Annotated in this window: 17 protein-coding genes, 1 tRNA gene and 1 pseudogene; 10 read left to right on the top strand and 9 right to left on the bottom strand. The window is 71.9% G+C overall.

Annotated elements, in window-relative coordinates; translation table 11 throughout:
• Positions 1–76 precede the first annotated feature (76 nt).
• Positions 77–1,012 (top strand): NADP-dependent oxidoreductase, encoded by a 936-nt coding sequence (locus ACH4VO_RS15190; protein ID WP_360986411.1) that lies wholly within the window; start codon positions 77–79, stop codon positions 1,010–1,012.
• 28 nt (positions 1,013–1,040) lie between these two features.
• Here ACH4VO_RS15190 and ACH4VO_RS15195 read toward each other — a convergent pair whose 3' ends face one another.
• Genes ACH4VO_RS15195 through ACH4VO_RS15210 form a run of 4 tightly spaced genes read right to left on the bottom strand, consistent with a single transcriptional unit; the run spans position 1,041 to position 3,160 of the window.
• Positions 1,041–1,352 (bottom strand): DUF202 domain-containing protein, encoded by a 312-nt coding sequence (locus ACH4VO_RS15195; RefSeq protein WP_360986408.1) that lies wholly within the window; start codon positions 1,350–1,352, stop codon positions 1,041–1,043.
• Positions 1,349–1,744: a DUF202 domain-containing protein gene (locus ACH4VO_RS15200; RefSeq protein ID WP_360986405.1), complete on the bottom strand. Its 396-nt coding sequence runs from the start codon at positions 1,742–1,744 to the stop codon at positions 1,349–1,351. The genes ACH4VO_RS15195 and ACH4VO_RS15200 overlap by 4 nt, the downstream gene beginning before the upstream one ends.
• On the bottom strand, positions 1,741–2,256 hold the full coding sequence (locus ACH4VO_RS15205; RefSeq protein WP_360986402.1) for an NUDIX domain-containing protein: 516 nt from the start codon (positions 2,254–2,256) through the stop codon (positions 1,741–1,743). Before ACH4VO_RS15205 ends, ACH4VO_RS15200 begins: the two co-directional genes overlap by 4 nt.
• Entirely contained in the window at positions 2,243–3,160 is a 918-nt protein-coding gene (locus tag ACH4VO_RS15210; RefSeq protein ID WP_360986399.1) for a DMT family transporter, read from the bottom strand. Before ACH4VO_RS15210 ends, ACH4VO_RS15205 begins: the two co-directional genes overlap by 14 nt.
• 158 nt (positions 3,161–3,318) lie before the next feature.
• Between ACH4VO_RS15210 and ACH4VO_RS15215 the strand changes: the two genes are divergently transcribed.
• Positions 3,319–4,974 carry an FAD-binding dehydrogenase gene (locus ACH4VO_RS15215; RefSeq protein ID WP_360986396.1) on the top strand — a complete coding sequence of 552 codons (1,656 nt, stop codon included), beginning with the start codon at positions 3,319–3,321 and terminating at the stop codon, positions 4,972–4,974.
• Between the two features lie 2 nt (positions 4,975–4,976).
• Positions 4,977–5,267 (top strand): annotated as a pseudogene (locus ACH4VO_RS15220) (formate dehydrogenase); the annotation flags it as partial.
• Between the two features lie 6 nt (positions 5,268–5,273).
• On the opposite strand, the gene ACH4VO_RS15225 reads toward ACH4VO_RS15220, so the two are convergent.
• Together ACH4VO_RS15225 and ACH4VO_RS15230 are read right to left on the bottom strand one after the other, a co-directional pair.
• Positions 5,274–6,671, bottom strand: a complete 1,398-nt coding sequence (locus ACH4VO_RS15225) for a gluconate:H+ symporter (RefSeq protein ID WP_360986393.1) — start codon at positions 6,669–6,671, stop codon at positions 5,274–5,276.
• 11 nt (positions 6,672–6,682) lie between these two features.
• Entirely contained in the window at positions 6,683–7,192 is a 510-nt protein-coding gene (locus ACH4VO_RS15230; protein ID WP_069173415.1) for a gluconokinase, read from the bottom strand.
• Positions 7,193–7,334: 142 nt separating this feature from the next.
• Between ACH4VO_RS15230 and ACH4VO_RS15235 the strand changes: the two genes are divergently transcribed.
• From ACH4VO_RS15235 to ACH4VO_RS15245, 3 genes are all read left to right on the top strand, one after another.
• The gene (locus ACH4VO_RS15235) at positions 7,335–8,036 is read left to right on the top strand and encodes an FCD domain-containing protein (RefSeq protein WP_360986390.1); all 702 of its coding nucleotides are present in this window, start codon (positions 7,335–7,337) and stop codon (positions 8,034–8,036) included.
• Positions 8,037–8,112: 76 nt separating this feature from the next.
• Positions 8,113–9,198: an S-(hydroxymethyl)mycothiol dehydrogenase gene (locus ACH4VO_RS15240; protein WP_360986387.1), complete on the top strand. Its 1,086-nt coding sequence runs from the start codon at positions 8,113–8,115 to the stop codon at positions 9,196–9,198.
• Positions 9,198–9,827 (top strand): MBL fold metallo-hydrolase, encoded by a 630-nt coding sequence (locus ACH4VO_RS15245; RefSeq protein ID WP_360986383.1) that lies wholly within the window; start codon positions 9,198–9,200, stop codon positions 9,825–9,827. The genes ACH4VO_RS15240 and ACH4VO_RS15245 overlap by 1 nt, the downstream gene beginning before the upstream one ends.
• A 3-nt stretch (positions 9,828–9,830) precedes the next feature.
• Here ACH4VO_RS15245 and ACH4VO_RS15250 read toward each other — a convergent pair whose 3' ends face one another.
• Positions 9,831–10,781 carry an RluA family pseudouridine synthase gene (locus ACH4VO_RS15250; RefSeq protein WP_360986381.1) on the bottom strand — a complete coding sequence of 317 codons (951 nt, stop codon included), beginning with the start codon at positions 10,779–10,781 and terminating at the stop codon, positions 9,831–9,833.
• 67 nt (positions 10,782–10,848) lie between these two features.
• Positions 10,849–10,936: transfer RNA gene (locus ACH4VO_RS15255), tRNA-Leu, on the bottom strand.
• A gap of 193 nt (positions 10,937–11,129) precedes the next feature.
• Between ACH4VO_RS15255 and ACH4VO_RS15260 the strand changes: the two genes are divergently transcribed.
• From ACH4VO_RS15260 to ACH4VO_RS15270, 3 genes are all read left to right on the top strand, one after another.
• Complete coding sequence (locus ACH4VO_RS15260; protein WP_360986378.1) at positions 11,130–12,464, top strand: M20/M25/M40 family metallo-hydrolase; 1,335 nt, start codon at positions 11,130–11,132, stop codon at positions 12,462–12,464.
• Between the two features lie 171 nt (positions 12,465–12,635).
• Entirely contained in the window at positions 12,636–12,869 is a 234-nt protein-coding gene (gene chpH / locus ACH4VO_RS15265; RefSeq protein WP_360986375.1) for a chaplin ChpH, read from the top strand.
• Between the two features lie 137 nt (positions 12,870–13,006).
• Positions 13,007–13,816, top strand: a complete 810-nt coding sequence (locus ACH4VO_RS15270; protein ID WP_360986371.1) for a chaplin — start codon at positions 13,007–13,009, stop codon at positions 13,814–13,816.
• Positions 13,817–13,904: 88 nt separating this feature from the next.
• Here ACH4VO_RS15270 and ACH4VO_RS15275 read toward each other — a convergent pair whose 3' ends face one another.
• The gene (locus ACH4VO_RS15275) at positions 13,905–14,093 is read right to left on the bottom strand and encodes a DUF5703 family protein (RefSeq protein ID WP_003970138.1); all 189 of its coding nucleotides are present in this window, start codon (positions 14,091–14,093) and stop codon (positions 13,905–13,907) included.
• Positions 14,094–14,140: 47 nt separating this feature from the next.
• On the opposite strand from ACH4VO_RS15275, the gene ACH4VO_RS15280 reads away from it, so the two are divergent.
• A complete protein-coding gene (locus tag ACH4VO_RS15280; RefSeq protein ID WP_360986368.1) occupies positions 14,141–14,803 on the top strand; it encodes a hypothetical protein in 663 nt (220 codons plus the stop codon).
• Positions 14,804–14,824: the final 21 nt, after the last annotated feature.

The following is a 14,824-nucleotide window of genomic DNA, read 5'->3' on the forward strand; positions in this document are numbered from 1 at the left end:
GCCGGTGGGCGCGCGGGCGGGAGAACCGGCGTACGGCCGAGTTGCGGGGGCCCCGGCCCACGCCGATCGTCGAAGGATGAAGGCGATCATTTACAGCAGGTACGGCGCGGCCGACGTCCTGGAGTACGGCGAGCGGCCGGACCCGAAGGTGGGGCCGGACTCCGTCCTGGTGAAGGTGCGGGCCGCGGCCGTGAACCCGGTCGATTGGAAGGCCCGCGAGGGGTACCTCCAGGCGGGGCTGGAAGCCGTCTTCCCGGTCATCCCCGGCTGGGACGTGTCCGGCGTCGTCGTCCAGCCCGGCGCCGCCGTGTACGAGTTCGAGGTGGGCGACGAGGTCATCGGCTACGTCCGTGAGGACTTCCTCTCGCGCGGGACGTTCGCCGAGTACGTCGCCGCCCCCGTGCGCACCCTCGCCCGCAAACCCCTCAACCTGAGCTTCGAGGAGGCGGCCGGCCTGCCCCTGTGCGGCCTCACCGCACTCCAGGTGCTGCACCGCGTCCTGAACGTGCGCGAAGGCGAGACCGTCCTCGTCCACGCGGCGGCCGGCGGCGTCGGCTCACTCGCCGTCCAGCTCGCCCGGCACGCGGGCTGCCGGGTCATCGGCACGGCCGGGCCGCACAACCACGACTACGTGCGGCGGCTGGGCGGCGAACCCGTGGAGTACGGCGACGGCCTGGCCGGCCGGCTGCGGAAACTGGTACCCGGCGGATTCGACGCGGCGTTCGACACGGTCGGGGGCGAGGCGCTCCGCGTCTCCGCGCAGACCCTCGCCGGCGACGGCCGGCTCGCCTCCATCGCCGACGCGGAGGTCTTCTCCTACGGCGGCCGCTACGCCTTCGTACGGCCTGACGCCCAGGGCCTCGCGCACCTCGCGGAACTGGCCGAACAGGGCGTCATCTCCGTCCACGTCGACCGGGTGTTCCCCTTGGAACAGGCCGTCGAGGCCTACCGGCTCAACGAGCAGGGGCGCACCCGGGGCAAGATCGTCGTCACCGTCGGCGAGGAGAGCTGACCCGCCGGCCGGTCCCGGCGCCGGGCGCTCAGAACAGCATCGCGGCGGCGAACACCGCGAGCGAGACCGTGCAGGCGGCGGCCGTCAGCGCCAGCCGCGGGGACAGCGGCGCGGGCTCGGCGGTCGCCGTGCCCGCCACGCGCAGGTGAGCCGCCCGCAGGAAGACCAGCCAGGCCAGCAGGGTCAACGCCACGGCGATCAGCGCCGCGGGACCCGCGCCGCCGTGCAGCGCCTGCCGCCCGGCGAGCAGTGTCACCACCGTGCAGGTCAGCGTCGTACGCCGCCACGCCAGCCGGGTCCGCTCCGGCTGCAGCCCGGGGTCGCGGGCCGGGGTGGTCACCGGCTCTCCCAGCCGAACAGGACCACGACCACCATCGTCACCGCGACCACGGCGACGGCCAGGCTCAGGAACGCGGGGAAGCGTGACACGGGCAGGTCCTCGCCCCGCCGCATCGCCCGCTCGCACCGCACCCAGTGGTTGACCGCCCGCAGTGCGCAGAGCACACCGGCGGCCAGCAGCGCGACGGCGAGGCCGGTCCGCACGCCCCGGGCGAGCCCGGGCAGGAACTGGTCCACGGCGAAGCCCCCGCCGATCAGCGCGAGCGCCGTCCGGAGCCAGGCGAGGAAGGTGCGCTCGTTGGCGAGCGAGAAGCGGTAGTCCGGGGTGTCGCCCTCCTCGCGGAGCTCCCGCGGAGAGAACCACAGCCGCAGTCCGCGCGGGAAGCCGCTCACGCGCCACCCGCCCGCAGGCTCCGCAGCCGGTGGTACGTCTCCAGCCCGTCGGGCACCCACAGCCGGTCGCCCAGCTGCCGCTCCAGCTCCGCGTCCGTCAGGAAGGTGTGCCAGGCCACCTCCTCCGCCTGTGGACGTACGGGCAGCTCGCACCGCACCTGGTACACGGCGGACCACCAGCTGTGTCCGCCGCTCTCGTACAGGAACCTGAACAGCGGCTCCGGGCGCGGCAGGCCCCGGACGCCCAGCTCCTCCTCGGCCTCCCGCAGCGCCGCGTCGTCGTAGGACTCACCCGCGCCCACGACCCCGCCGACGAACATGTCGTAGTGCGAGGGGAAGACCAGTTTGGTGGCCGTCCTGCGGTGCACGAAGACTCTCCCCGTGGCGTCCCTGGCCTCGACGAACACGCAGCGGTGGCGCAGGCCCCGCGCGGTCGCCTCGCCGCGCGGCGCCTGCCCCACCACCACGTCGTTCTCGTCCACGATGTCCAGGATCTCGTCAGCCGGAGTCATGGCGTCCATCCAACCCCACCCCGCGGACCTCCGTGGAGCCGTGCCGCTCCTTGCCCGCCGGCATCGCCGGATGCAGCCCGAGCAGCACGATTCCGGCCACGATCGCCGCGAGACCCGCCGCCTGCCAGGCGAGCGCACCGACATCGGTCCGCACCTGATCACCGAGGAACCCGATCCCGCAGACGATGCCGGCCAGCGGCTGGGCGGCGGTCAGCGCGGGCAGCGACATCCGAAGCGGCCCGGCCTCGAAGGCGCTCTGCACGATGATCAGGCTGGTCACGCCCAGGACCACGAGCGCGTACGGCTGCCAGCCAGTGAAGAGCGCGCCCCACCCGCCGTCGGCCAGCCGCAGACCGGAGACCCGGGTCAGGGCGTCCTGGAGCCCGTAGAGCAGTCCCCCCGCCAGCCCCAGCAGCGCGGGAGCCCACGGGGTGCGTGGGTGTCTGGCGAAGGCGGTCAGGGCCAGGGCGAGCCCCGCCACCAGGCCGATCACCAGCCAGTGCCGCAGCGGCTCCGTCACCGCCTCGCCGCCGCGCGGCCGGCCGCCCAGCAGGAACGCGGTGACGCCGCCGGCCAGCAGCCAGAGCCCGCCCCAGCCCTGCCGGCCGAGGCGCTGCGCGGTGAAGTAGCGCGACAGTGCGAGCGCGAAGAGCAGGTTGGTGGCCAGCAGCGGCTCGACGACCGACACCTCTCCCCGCCCGAGCGCCAGCGCCCCGAGGACCATGCCGCAGATCATCAATCCGATGCCGGCCAGCCAGCTCGGCACCCTCATCAGGTCCAGCAGGAGTCGGGGCGAGAGGAAATCGCTCGGCGGCGCGCGACGGGCCGCGTCCTGCTGCAGGACGAAACCGAAGCCCGTACAGCACGCGGCGCCCACGGAGAGCAGGAGTACCAGCAACGACACGGTCCGACGATAGCCCCGCGGCCCCACCGGGAGCGTGAGGCCGCCGTCGACCGGACGGTTGACGTGGGGGCGAGGCGTACCGAAGATCTGACTCACGAGTAACACGCCCCGGCCCGGGATCTCCGCCGGGCCGCCCCGCATGCCCGAAGGACGGAACCATGGCGTACGACGCTGATGTCATCGTGATCGGGGCGGGGCTCGCGGGTCTGGTGGCCACCGCCGAACTCGTCGACGCGGGCCGGACGGTGATCCTGCTCGACCAGGAGCCCGAGCAGTCCATCGGCGGGCAGGCGCACTGGTCCTTCGGCGGCCTCTTCCTCGTCGACTCACCCGAACAGCGGCGGATGCGGATCAAGGACAGCCACGAACTGGCCCTCCAGGACTGGTACGGCACGGCCGGCTTCGACCGCGAGGAGGACCACTGGCCGCGGCGGTGGGCCCAGGCGTACGTCGACTTCGCGGCCGGTGAGAAGCGGTCCTGGCTCCACGCCCAGGGTCTGCGGCTCTTCCCCGTCGTCGGCTGGGCCGAACGCGGCGGCTACGACGCGAACGGCCACGGCAACTCCGTCCCCCGCTTCCACATCACCTGGGGCACCGGGCCCGGCGTCGTCGCCCCCTTCGAGCGCAGGGTGCGCGAGGGCGTGGCCAGGGGACTGGTCCGGCTCCGCTTCCGGCACCGGGTGACGGGCCTCGGGCGCTCGGCGGGGACGGTCGACACCGTCACCGGCGAGATCCTCGAGGAGAGCGGCGCCGAGCGGGGCACCGCGAGCACCCGCGAGATCACCGGTGCCTTCGAGCTCAGGGCCCAGGCCGTGATCGTCACCTCCGGAGGCATCGGCGGCAACCACGACCTCGTACGCGCCCAGTGGCCCCGGCGGCTGGGCACGCCGCCCGCGAAGATGCTCTCCGGGGTCCCCGCGCACGTCGACGGGCTGATGCTCGGCATCACCGAGGAGGCGGGCGCGCACCACATCAACCGCGACCGGATGTGGCACTACACCGAGGGCATCGAGAACTGGAACCCGATCTGGGCCAGGCACGGCATCCGCATCCTGCCCGGCCCGTCCTCCCTCTGGCTGGACGCCCGCGGCAAGCGGCTCCCCGTCCCCCTCTTCCCCGGCTTCGACACGCTCGGCACCCTCGAACACATCATGCGGTCCGGGTACGGCTACACCTGGTTCGTCCTGGACCGGAAGATCATCGGCAAGGAGTTCGCGCTCTCCGGATCCGAGCAGAACCCGGACCTCACCGGGAAGTCCGTGCGCGACGTGATCGGCAGGGCCCGCGCCGACGTCCCCGCCCCGGTCAGGGCGTTCATGGACAAGGGCGTCGACTTCGTGGTCGAGAAGGACCTGGGTGCACTGGTCCGGGGCATGAACGCGCTGACGGGCGACACGCTGATCGACGAGGACGCACTGCGCCGCGAGATCACCGCGCGCGACCGGGAGATCGCCAACCCCTTCACCAAGGACCTCCAGGTCACCGCGATCCGCGGGGCCCGCGCCTACCTCGGCGACAAGCTGATCCGCACGGCCCGCCCGCACCGCATCCTCGACCCGGCGGCGGGCCCGCTGATCGCCGTACGGCTGAACATCCTGACCCGGAAGTCCCTCGGGGGCCTGGAGACGGACCTGTCCTCCCGCGTACTGACGGCGGACGGCGCCCCGCTGCCCGGGGTGTACGCGGCGGGCGAGGCGGCGGGCTTCGGCGGCGGCGGGGTCCACGGCTACCGCTCCCTGGAGGGCACGTTCCTCGGCGGCTGCATCTTCTCGGGCCGGGTCGCGGGCAGGGCGGCGGCGAAGGCGACCGGCTGAGCCGGCGCTTCAACGCGGGCCGGAAGCTGTACGCCGCCCGGATCGCGGGCGCCGTGCTCGTCATGCTCGGCACCGGGCTGCCCATGTGGTGCACCGGCCTCGCCCCGCTGGTGTGGCGCGCGGGGGCGACCTTCGTCCACGACTGGCTGGCGCTCGCGACCGGCATCGTCCTGGCCCGGCACACGGCGAAGGCGCTCGCCGATCCGGAGGCACGCCGTGGCATGCGCACCGGGTCGGTCGAGCGCCTCTGGGCCCGTGCCGAACACCCGCTGTGGCGGGAGCCGGAGGAGTAGCGCCGGCTACAACACCAGCGACAGCAGCAGGATGAAGGCCAGGGAGACGACGGAGATGATCGTCTCCATCACCGACCACGTCTTGATCGTCTGCGGGACGTCCATGCCGAAGTACTCCTTCACCAGCCAGAACCCCGCGTCGTTGACGTGGCTGAAGAAGAGGGAACCGGCACCGACCGCGAGGACGAGCAGAGCGGCGTGCGACGTGGACATGTCGGCGGCCAGCGGGGCGACCAGACCGGCGGCGGAGATGGTCGCCACCGTCGCCGAGCCCGTCGCCAGCCGGATCGCCACGGCGATCAGCCAGCCGAGCAGCAGGGCGGGGATCGACCAGTTCTCGGAGAAGTCCAGGATCATCCGGCCGACACCGGCGTCGATGAGGGTCTGCTTGAAGCCGCCGCCGGCGCCGACGATCAGGAGGATGCCGGCGATCGGGGCGAGCGACTTCTCGACGGTGGTGGAGAGGCGGCCCTTGGTGAACCCGGCCGCGCGGCCCAGGGTGAACATACCGACGATCACGGCGGCGAGCAGCGCGATCAGCGGCGAGCCGATGACGTCGGTGACCCGCTGGACCTGGTGGTCCGGGTTGTCCACCACGATGTCGACGAGCGCCTTGACCAGCATGAGCACGACGGGCAGCAGGATCGTCGCCAGTGTCGCGCCGAAGCCGGGGCGGCGGTCCAGGTCCTCGGAGGGACGCTGCGGGACCATCTTCTCCGGCGGCTCGATGTCCACCCAGCGGGCGGCGTAGCGGGAGAAGACCGGGCCCGCGATGATCACCGTCGGGACGGCCACCAGGACACCGAGGGCCAGCGTGACACCGAGGTTGGCGCCGAGCGCGTCGATGGCCACGAGCGGGCCGGGGTGCGGCGGGATCAGCCCGTGCATCACGGAGAGACCGGCCAGCGCCGGGATACCGATCCGCATCAGGGAGTAGTTGCCGCGCTTGGCGACCAGCAGCACCACCGGGATCATCAGCACGATCCCGACCTCGAAGAAGAGGGGGAGCCCGATGATCGAGGCGATCAGGACCATCGCCCACGGCATCGCACGTCCGCTCGCCTTCGCGAGGATCGTGTCGACGATCTGGTCCGCGCCGCCGGAGTCGGCGAGCAGCTTGCCCAGGATGGCGCCGAGCGCGATGAGCACACCCACACCCGCGACGGTCGAGCCGAGGCCCGCCGTGAAGCTGGCTATCGTCTTCGCCGGGTTGGCGCCGGCGAAGGAGCCGAGCGCGAGCGAGCCGATGGTCAACGCGAGGAACGCGTGCATCTTGAGCTTGGTGATGAGCAGAACGATGACGGCGATGCCCGCCAGGACGGCGATGCCCAACTGTGCGTTGCCGGCCGATGTGATCGGTTCGACTGCATCGGCCGCCAGCATCTCGACGCTGAGACTGGTCACGGTGATGATCCTTAAGAGTCGAGCCGGCGCAGCGCGGCGACGGCCCGTTCGGTGATTTCCTCGGGGGTGCCGGACACGTCGACGGCTACGCCGGTCTCGTCCTCCTGCAGCGGCTGGAGGGTCGCGAACTGGGAGTCGAGCAGCGCGGTCGGCATGAAGTGGCCCTTACGGTCCGCCATCCGGCGCTCGATGAGCGCGCGGTCGCCGGTCAGATGCAGGAAGACGGCGTCCGGGGCCTCGTGCCGCAGCCGGTCGCGGTAGGCCCGCTTGAGCGCCGAACTGCTGACGACCCCGCCGAGCCCCGCCCTGCCGTGCGCCCACTGCCCTATGGCGTCCAGCCAGGGCCAGCGGTCGTCGTCGTCCAGCGGTGTTCCGGCCGACATCTTGGCGATGTTGGCCGGCGGGTGGAAATCGTCGCCCTCGGCGTAGGGGACGCCGAGGGCGGCGGCGAGCAGAGGGCCGATCGTGGTCTTGCCGGTCCCTGCTACGCCCATCACCACGACGACGTGGGGGGTGCTCATTGGTGCCTCGCTGTCTTCATCGACATCGGTCCGACGTCGGTCCGTCGCGCTACTGAAACGCATTACATACGACTTATTCAAGAGGCTGTGACATAAACGTCGTACTTTTTCTCGCCGCAGGCCGCCCCGTAGGCTGGTGGGCATGACCACACCTGCCCAGGGGCTCCATACGCATGTGCTGGACACCCTGGGTCTGGAGATCGCCGCGGGGGACTGCCCGCCCGGCCGTGTCCTGCGCACCGACGAGCTCGCCCAGCGCTTCGACGTCTCGCGCACCGTCGTACGCGAAGTGATCCGCGTCCTTGAGTCCATGCACCTGGTCGAGTCCCGGCGCCGGGTCGGAGTGACCGTGCGGCCCACCGAGGAGTGGAACGTCTACGACCCGCAGGTCATCCGCTGGCGGCTGGCCGGCTCGGACCGGCCCCGGCAGCTGCGCTCCCTCACCGTGCTGCGGTCCGCCGTCGAACCCGTCGCCGCGGGCCTCGCGGCCCGTAACGCCACGGCCGAACACTGCGCCGCGCTCACGGAGTGCGCGCTCGGTATGGTCGCCACCTCGCGCGGCCAGCAGCTGGAGGGCTACCTCCGGCACGACATCGCCTTCCACCGCATCGTCCTCAACGCCTCAGGCAACGAGATGTTCGCCCGCCTCGGCGACGTCGTCGCCGAGGTCCTCGCCGGCCGCACCCACCACCAGGTGATGTTCGAGGACCCCGACCCCGCCGCCGTCACCCTCCACGTCCGGCTCGCCGAGGCCGTACGCGAAGGGGACGCCGAGGGCGCCGAACGGCTGACCAAGGAGATCGCGGTCGGCGCGCTGCACGAACTGGACGTGCTCGCTCCGTGAGCGGCCGCCCGCCCGGGTACGGTGGGCGGGTTCGATCTTCGGAGATCACGGGGCAGTCGGGATGGGAGACCACGGCATGGCGCAGCAGGTACAAGGGGTCATCGCACCGGGGAGGAACGAGCCCGTGCGCGTGGAGACGATCCTCGTGCCGGACCCCGGCCCCGGTGAGGCCGTGGTGAAGATCCAGGCGTGCGGCGTCTGCCACACCGACCTGCACTACAAGCAGGGCGGAATCAACGACGAGTTCCCCTTCCTGCTCGGCCACGAGGCCGCGGGTGTCGTGGAGTCCGTCGGCGAGGGCGTCACCGACGTCGAGCCCGGCGACTTCGTCGTCCTCAACTGGCGTGCGGTGTGCGGCCAGTGCCGCGCCTGTCTGCGGGGCCGCCCCTGGTACTGCTTCGACACCCACAACGCCCGGCAGAAGATGACCCTGCTGGACGGCACGGAGCTCTCCCCGGCGCTCGGTATCGGCGCCTTCGCGGAGAAGACCCTCGTCGCCGCCGGCCAGTGCACCAAGGTCGACCCCGAGGTCTCCCCGGCCGTCGCCGGACTGCTCGGCTGCGGTGTCATGGCGGGCATCGGCGCCGCCATCAACACCGGACAGGTCGGCCGCGGCGACTCGGTCGCCGTCATCGGCTGCGGAGGCGTGGGCGACGCCGCGATCGCCGGTGCGCGGCTCGCGGGAGCGGCGAAGATCATCGCGGTCGACATCGACGACCGCAAGCTGGAGACGGCGAAGAAGATGGGCGCCACCCACACCGTCAACTCCCGCTCCGGGGACCCGGTCGAGGCGATCCGCGCACTGACCGGCGGCAACGGCGCGGACGTCGTCATCGAGGCGGTCGGCCGCCCGGAGACGTACCAGCAGGCCTTCTACGCCCGCGACCTGGCCGGCACCGTCGTCCTCGTCGGCGTCCCCACCCCGGAGATGCGGCTCGAACTCCCGCTGCTCGACGTGTTCGGCCGCGGCGGCTCCCTCAAGTCCTCCTGGTACGGCGACTGTCTGCCCTCGCGCGACTTCCCGATGCTCATCGACCTGCACCAGCAGGGACGCCTCGACCTGGGCGCCTTCGTCACCGAGACCATCGGGATCGGCGACATCGAGCACGCCTTCGCCCGGATGCACGACGGCGACGTCCTGCGTTCGGTGGTGGTCCTCTGATGGCCGCGCGCATCGAGCACCTGGTCACCTCCGGCACCTTCGCCCTCGACGGCGGCGAGTGGGACGTCGACAACAACGTGTGGATCGTCGGGGACGACACCGAGGTGGTCGTCATCGACGCCGCCCACGACGCCGCCGCCATCGAGGCCGCACTCGGCGGCCGTACGCTGCGCGCCGTCATCTGCACCCACGCGCACAACGACCACATCGACGCGGCGCCCGCGCTCGCCGACGCGACCGGGGCGCCGGTCCTCCTGCACCCCGACGACCTCGGACTGTGGCGGCAGACCCACCCGGACCGCACCCCCGACGCCGAACTGGCCGACGGCCAGGAACTGGAGATCGCCGGAACGCGTCTGACGGTCATGCACACCCCGGGCCACGCCCCGGGAGCGGTGTGCCTGTACGCCCCGGAGCTGACCACCGTCTTCACCGGCGACACCCTCTTCCAGGGCGGTCCCGGCGCCACCGGCCGTTCCTTCTCGCACTTCCCGACGATCGTCGACTCGATCAGGGACCGGCTGCTCACCCTGCCGCCGGAGACCACCGTCCGCACCGGCCACGGGGACTCCACCACCATCGGCGCGGAGGCCCCGCACCTGGACGAGTGGATCGCCCGCGGGCACTGACGGTCAGCGGCCCTCCCGGCCGTCCCACCACGCGGTGAGCCGCCGCCCGCTCTCGAAGCGGCGCGGCTCACCCGTGACCGGATCCGTGAACTCCAGCACCCTCGCCACCAGTTGGAGAGGCCGGGAGTAGTCCTCGCGACGCGGCTCCGGTTCCACCACCGGATAGACCGGATCGTCGACCAGCGGCAGCCCCAGGGCGTTCATGTGGACCCGCAGCTGATGCGTGCGGCCGGTCGCGGGCAGCAGCCGGTACCGGCCGAGCCCGCCCCGGTGCTCCAGCAGCTCGATCCGGCTCTCGCTGTTGGCCTCGCCCGGTTCCTCGCGGGCGGCGATGACCCCGCGCTCCTTGACGATGCGGCTGCGCACGGTACGGGGGAGTGCCACACCGGGGTCGTACGGGGCCACCGCCTCGTACTCCTTGCGCACCAGCCGGTCGCGGAACAGCGTCTGGTACGCGCCGCGGTCCTCGGGCCGTACGACGCAGAGCACCAGCCCCGCCGTCAGCCGGTCGAGCCGGTGCGCGGGCTGGAGCTGCCCGAGCCCCGGCTCGCGGCGCAGCCGGGCCACCAGGGTCTCCGTGATGTGGCGGCCGCGCGGTGTGGTGGCCAGGAAGTGCGGCTTGTCCGCGACGACGAGGTGCTCGTCCCGGTGGACCACGTCCACCGGGAAGGGAACGGGCTCCTCCGGGACGACCTCGCGGTGGAACCAGAGGTAGCGGCCCGCCGTGTACGGCTCGTCCGCGCCCACCGCGCTTCCGTCCGCCCCGACGAACCGGCCCTCGGCCAGCATGGCAGCCACGCGCCCGGCGCCGACCGCTCCGGCGAACCGGGCCCGCAGATGTTCCCCCACGGTCGGCCAGGCCCCCGCCGGGTCGGCGGGAAGCCGCACCCGCACCGGGTCGACGCCGTCACGCGGCGGCAGCGGGGCGGCCGGGGGCCTCGCCCGTCCTCTCATCGGTCCCACCTCTGTGGTTCCCTGGGGGTGGAAAAGCAAAAAACCCCAGATCGACTGGGGTTTGTGCTGGTGTCCGAGGGGGGACTTGAACCCCCACGCCCGATAAAGGGCACTAGCACCTCAAGCTAGCGCGTCTGCCATTCCGCCACCCGGACAAGGTGTCTGTCTCGCGGGCCCTGGCCCGTTCCGACGTGGAAAACCATAGCAAACATTCAGGGGTGCTCGATCACGCCCCAGGTCACGCCCGGGCTGTGAACGGCGCATGACGCGGCATGGGCGGTCTTGGGCGCGCGGGTCCGGCGCGCGAGGATGAGGGGGAGCACCACCGTGACAGTGGAAGGAACCAGCATGAGCGAGGCCGACACGGCCCGGACCGGCACCGGTGAGTCCGCCGAGAACGAGGTCGTGGACCTCTGCCGCGACCTGATCCGGATCGACACCAGCAATTACGGCGACCACTCGGGCCCCGGGGAGCGGCTCGCCGCCGAGTACATCGCCGAAAAGCTCGCCGAAGTCGGGCTGGACCCCACGATCATCGAATCCCACAAGGGCCGCGCCTCCACCGTGGCCCGGATCGAGGGCGAGGACCCCTCCAGGCCCGCGCTGCTGATCCACGGGCACACCGACGTGGTGCCGGCGAACGCCGCGGACTGGACGCACCACCCCTTCTCCGGGGAGATCGCGGACGGGTGCGTGTGGGGGCGCGGCGCGGTCGACATGAAGGACATGGACGCCATGACCCTGGCGGTCGTCCGTGACCGGATGCGCAGCGGGCGCAAGCCCCCGCGTGACATCGTCCTGGCCTTCCTCGCCGACGAGGAGGCGGGCGGCACGTACGGCGCGCGCCACCTCGTCGACCACCACCGCGATCTCTTCGACGGCGTCACCGAGGCCATCGGCGAGGTCGGCGGCTTCTCGTTCACCGTCAACGAGAACCTGCGGCTCTACCTCGTGGAGACCGCGCAGAAGGGCATGCACTGGATGCGGCTCACGGTGGACGGCACCGCCGGCCACGGTTCCATGACGAACGACGACAACGCGATCACCGAGCTCTGCGAGGCGGTCGGCCGGCTGGGGCGGCACACCTGGCCGGTGAGGATGACCAAGACCGTACGGTCCTTCCTCGACGAGCTGTCCGACGCGCTGGGCACCCCCCTCGACCCGGAGGACATGGAGGCGACGCTCGCCAAGCTCGGCGGGATCGCCAAGATGATCGGCGCCACCCTGCGCAACTCCGCGGCGCCCACCATGCTCGGGGCCGGTTACAAGGTGAACGTGATCCCGGGGCAGGCGACCGCGCACGTGGACGGGCGCTTCCTGCCCGGCCACGAGGACGAGTTCCTGGCCGACCTCGACCGGATCCTCGGGCCGCGGGTGAAGCGGGAGGACGTGCACGGCGACAAGGCCCTGGAGACCAGCTTCGACGGCTCTCTCGTGGACGCCATGCAGCTGGCGCTGAAGGCCGAGGACCCGATCGCCCGCGCCGTGCCCTACATGCTCTCCGGGGGGACCGACGCCAAATCCTTCGACGACCTCGGCATCCGCTGCTTCGGTTTCGCCCCGCTCAAGCTGCCGCCGGAGCTGGACTTCGCGGGCATGTTCCACGGTGTGGACGAGCGGGTCCCGGTGGACGGCCTCACCTTCGGTGCCCGCGTGCTGGACCGGTTCATCGACCATGCGTGACCAGCCGCCGGGTCACGGCCGCTCCCGCATCAAGGCCCCTGAATTCGACAGTGTGTACGAACCTGCCCGGAAAGAGTGAAAGGGGTCGCGCACTCGTAGCTCCGTCACCCCCTCCTCGTTACAGGTGATGCGGTCCGCGGCTGGGATCGCACTTGTCAACCAGGAGGAATCATGATCAAGAAGATCGTCGCAATCGCGGCAGCTACCGGTGGTCTCGTCCTCGCGGGCGCGGGTCTCGCTTCCGCCGACGCCGGCGCCCAGGGTGCCGCCATCGGCAGCCCGGGCGTGCTCTCGGGCAACGTCGTCCAGGTGCCGGTCCACGTTCCGGTGAACGTCTGCGGCAACACCATCAACGTGATCGGGCTGCTGAACCCCGCCTTCGGCAACACCTGCATCAACGCCTGACGAGGCGAGTCAACCCGTAAGGGTGTGAGTCCGGCCGGCCCCGGAGTGCGCGCCACGCACTCCGGGGCCGCTGGACATTCGGCCCCGCACTGTGGTGTCCGGGGCATTTCGGTAGGCAGAAGGCAGGAAAGCAACCTATGCGACAGGTCACACGTAAAGGCCTGATCACCATGGCAGCCGCGGGCGGCGTGCTCGCGCTCGGTGGCGGCTACGCGCACGCCGACGCGGGAGCGGCCGGCGGCGCGTCGAATTCACCGGGAGTGCTCTCGGGGAACTCGATCCAGGTCCCGGTCGACGTCCCCGTCAATGTCTGCGGAAACTCCGTGAACGCCGGCGGTCTGCTCAATCCCACGAGCGGGAACGACTGCGGGAACAGCTCGGCGGGTGCCGCGCACGAGCGCGGGACGGACGACGGTGCCGCGTCCGGTCAGGGCTCCGTGAGCCAGGCCTCCGGCAGCCCGGCCGCGTCCGGTCACGGCTCCGCGAGCTCCGCCGACGGCGCTCACGGCGCCGGATCCGAGGCCCGCGAGGCCGGAGCGGGAACGGGCAGGCACCGCGCTTCCAGCACCTCGGCCCGGGCGGTGACGGCCGACTCACCCGGCATCCTCTCCGGCAACCAGGTGCAGGCGCCGGTGGAGATCCCGGTGAACCTCTGCGGCAACAGCATCACCATCGGCGGGCTGCTCAACCCGGTCTTCGGCAACAGCTGCGAGAACGACACGCAGGCCCCTCCGCCCGTCGTGCCGCAGACGCCGCAGACGCCGCACACCCCCGTGAAGCCGGCCGTCCCGCACACGCCGCAGGCTCCCGAGCCCCAGCTGGTGCCCGGCGAACACCTTGCGCAGACCGGCGCCGACGGGCTCGGCGTGCTGGTCCCGGCGAGCGCGGGGCTGCTGCTCGCGGGTGCGGGCACGGTCCTGTACCGGCGCTCGCGCAGCGCCGCGTAACGGCGGCGCCCCGGAGCGGCACCGCCGCCAGGGGGCGCGCGGCATGGTGAAGGGGAGCGGGTTCCGCGGCTGCGGGGCCCGCTCCGTCCTACCAGGTGGCCCGGAGCTGGCGGATGATCCGGCGGCGCAGCCGCACACGGCGGCTGCCGTCGCGGCGCAGCGTCAGTCGGTCCAACTCCCAGTGCCCGTACTCGGCATGGTCGGTCAGCAGACGGGCCGCCTCCTTCCGGGAGACCCCGCGCGGCACGTACACGTCGACAAATTCGTATTCCGGCATCGCATCTATTGTGCAAGCAGAGCCCCGGTACGGATAGCGTCTGCTCCATGTCTGATGCTGCGCAGCCCACGGCTGCCGAGGTACGCGCCGCCGCCGATGCGATCAAAACCGCGCTCGACCGCCACCTCGAGGCCGTCGAACGCCGTACCGGGGACGACGACCCCACCGTCTACGACGCGTTCAACGCACTGGCCGCCGCGGCCGAGGTCTACGACGAACTCCTCTACGACCGCTACGACGAGGTCACCCCGTTCGAGATTCCCGGTGCCCAGGACTCCCTCCCGCCGTACGCGGGACCGGAGGAACCGCACGCACTCAGCGTGCTGATCAGGCGCGACTACGCGGTCGCGGAGCCCGCACGGCTCCTCGCCCAGGCGCAGCGGATCACCGACCTGGATCCGGACGGCCAGGACGGCGAGGCGGAGTCGGCGCCGGGCGTGGGGGTGCACGCCGCACTGGGTGTCCTCTTCGGGGAGTACGAGGCGGACGAGATCGCCTCCCGGCACCAGGAGTTCGGTCTGGAGGAGGGGGATTCCACCCTCTGGGTCACCGCCGCCGAGGAGCTCCCCGAGCCCGGGGAATGGCTGGAGGAGCCGTTCGAGGACGCGGATCCCTCGCTGGTGGTCTGCCGCTTCGACGTCAGCGCGGTCTTCGACGACGAGGACGGGCCGGAAGGGGGCCCGGGCGCCTCCGCCGCGGACCGCTCCTGAGCCCCCGGCGGCCGCGCCGTC

The sequence above is a fragment of the Streptomyces sp. NPDC020780 genome, assembly GCF_044334475.1.
GTDB lineage: Bacteria > Actinomycetota > Actinomycetes > Streptomycetales > Streptomycetaceae > Streptomyces.

Coding starts and splice junctions, on each gene's coding strand:
- ACH4VO_RS15245 (WP_360986383.1), top strand. CDS start 9,198: ATGGCCGCGCGCATCGAGCACCTGGTCACCTCCGGCACCTTCGCCCTC.
- ACH4VO_RS15260 (WP_360986378.1), top strand. CDS start 11,130: ATGAGCGAGGCCGACACGGCCCGGACCGGCACCGGTGAGTCCGCCGAG.
- ACH4VO_RS15270 (WP_360986371.1), top strand. CDS start 13,007: ATGCGACAGGTCACACGTAAAGGCCTGATCACCATGGCAGCCGCGGGC.
- ACH4VO_RS15235 (WP_360986390.1), top strand. CDS start 7,335: ATGACCACACCTGCCCAGGGGCTCCATACGCATGTGCTGGACACCCTG.
- ACH4VO_RS15275 (WP_003970138.1), bottom strand. CDS start 14,093: ATGCCGGAATACGAATTTGTCGACGTGTACGTGCCGCGCGGGGTCTCC.
- ACH4VO_RS15230 (WP_069173415.1), bottom strand. CDS start 7,192: ATGAGCACCCCCCACGTCGTCGTGGTGATGGGCGTAGCAGGGACCGGC.
- ACH4VO_RS15205 (WP_360986402.1), bottom strand. CDS start 2,256: ATGACTCCGGCTGACGAGATCCTGGACATCGTGGACGAGAACGACGTG.
- ACH4VO_RS15190 (WP_360986411.1), top strand. CDS start 77: ATGAAGGCGATCATTTACAGCAGGTACGGCGCGGCCGACGTCCTGGAG.
- ACH4VO_RS15215 (WP_360986396.1), top strand. CDS start 3,319: ATGGCGTACGACGCTGATGTCATCGTGATCGGGGCGGGGCTCGCGGGT.
- ACH4VO_RS15250 (WP_360986381.1), bottom strand. CDS start 10,781: ATGAGAGGACGGGCGAGGCCCCCGGCCGCCCCGCTGCCGCCGCGTGAC.
- ACH4VO_RS15240 (WP_360986387.1), top strand. CDS start 8,113: ATGGCGCAGCAGGTACAAGGGGTCATCGCACCGGGGAGGAACGAGCCC.
- ACH4VO_RS15280 (WP_360986368.1), top strand. CDS start 14,141: ATGTCTGATGCTGCGCAGCCCACGGCTGCCGAGGTACGCGCCGCCGCC.
- chpH (WP_360986375.1), top strand. CDS start 12,636: ATGATCAAGAAGATCGTCGCAATCGCGGCAGCTACCGGTGGTCTCGTC.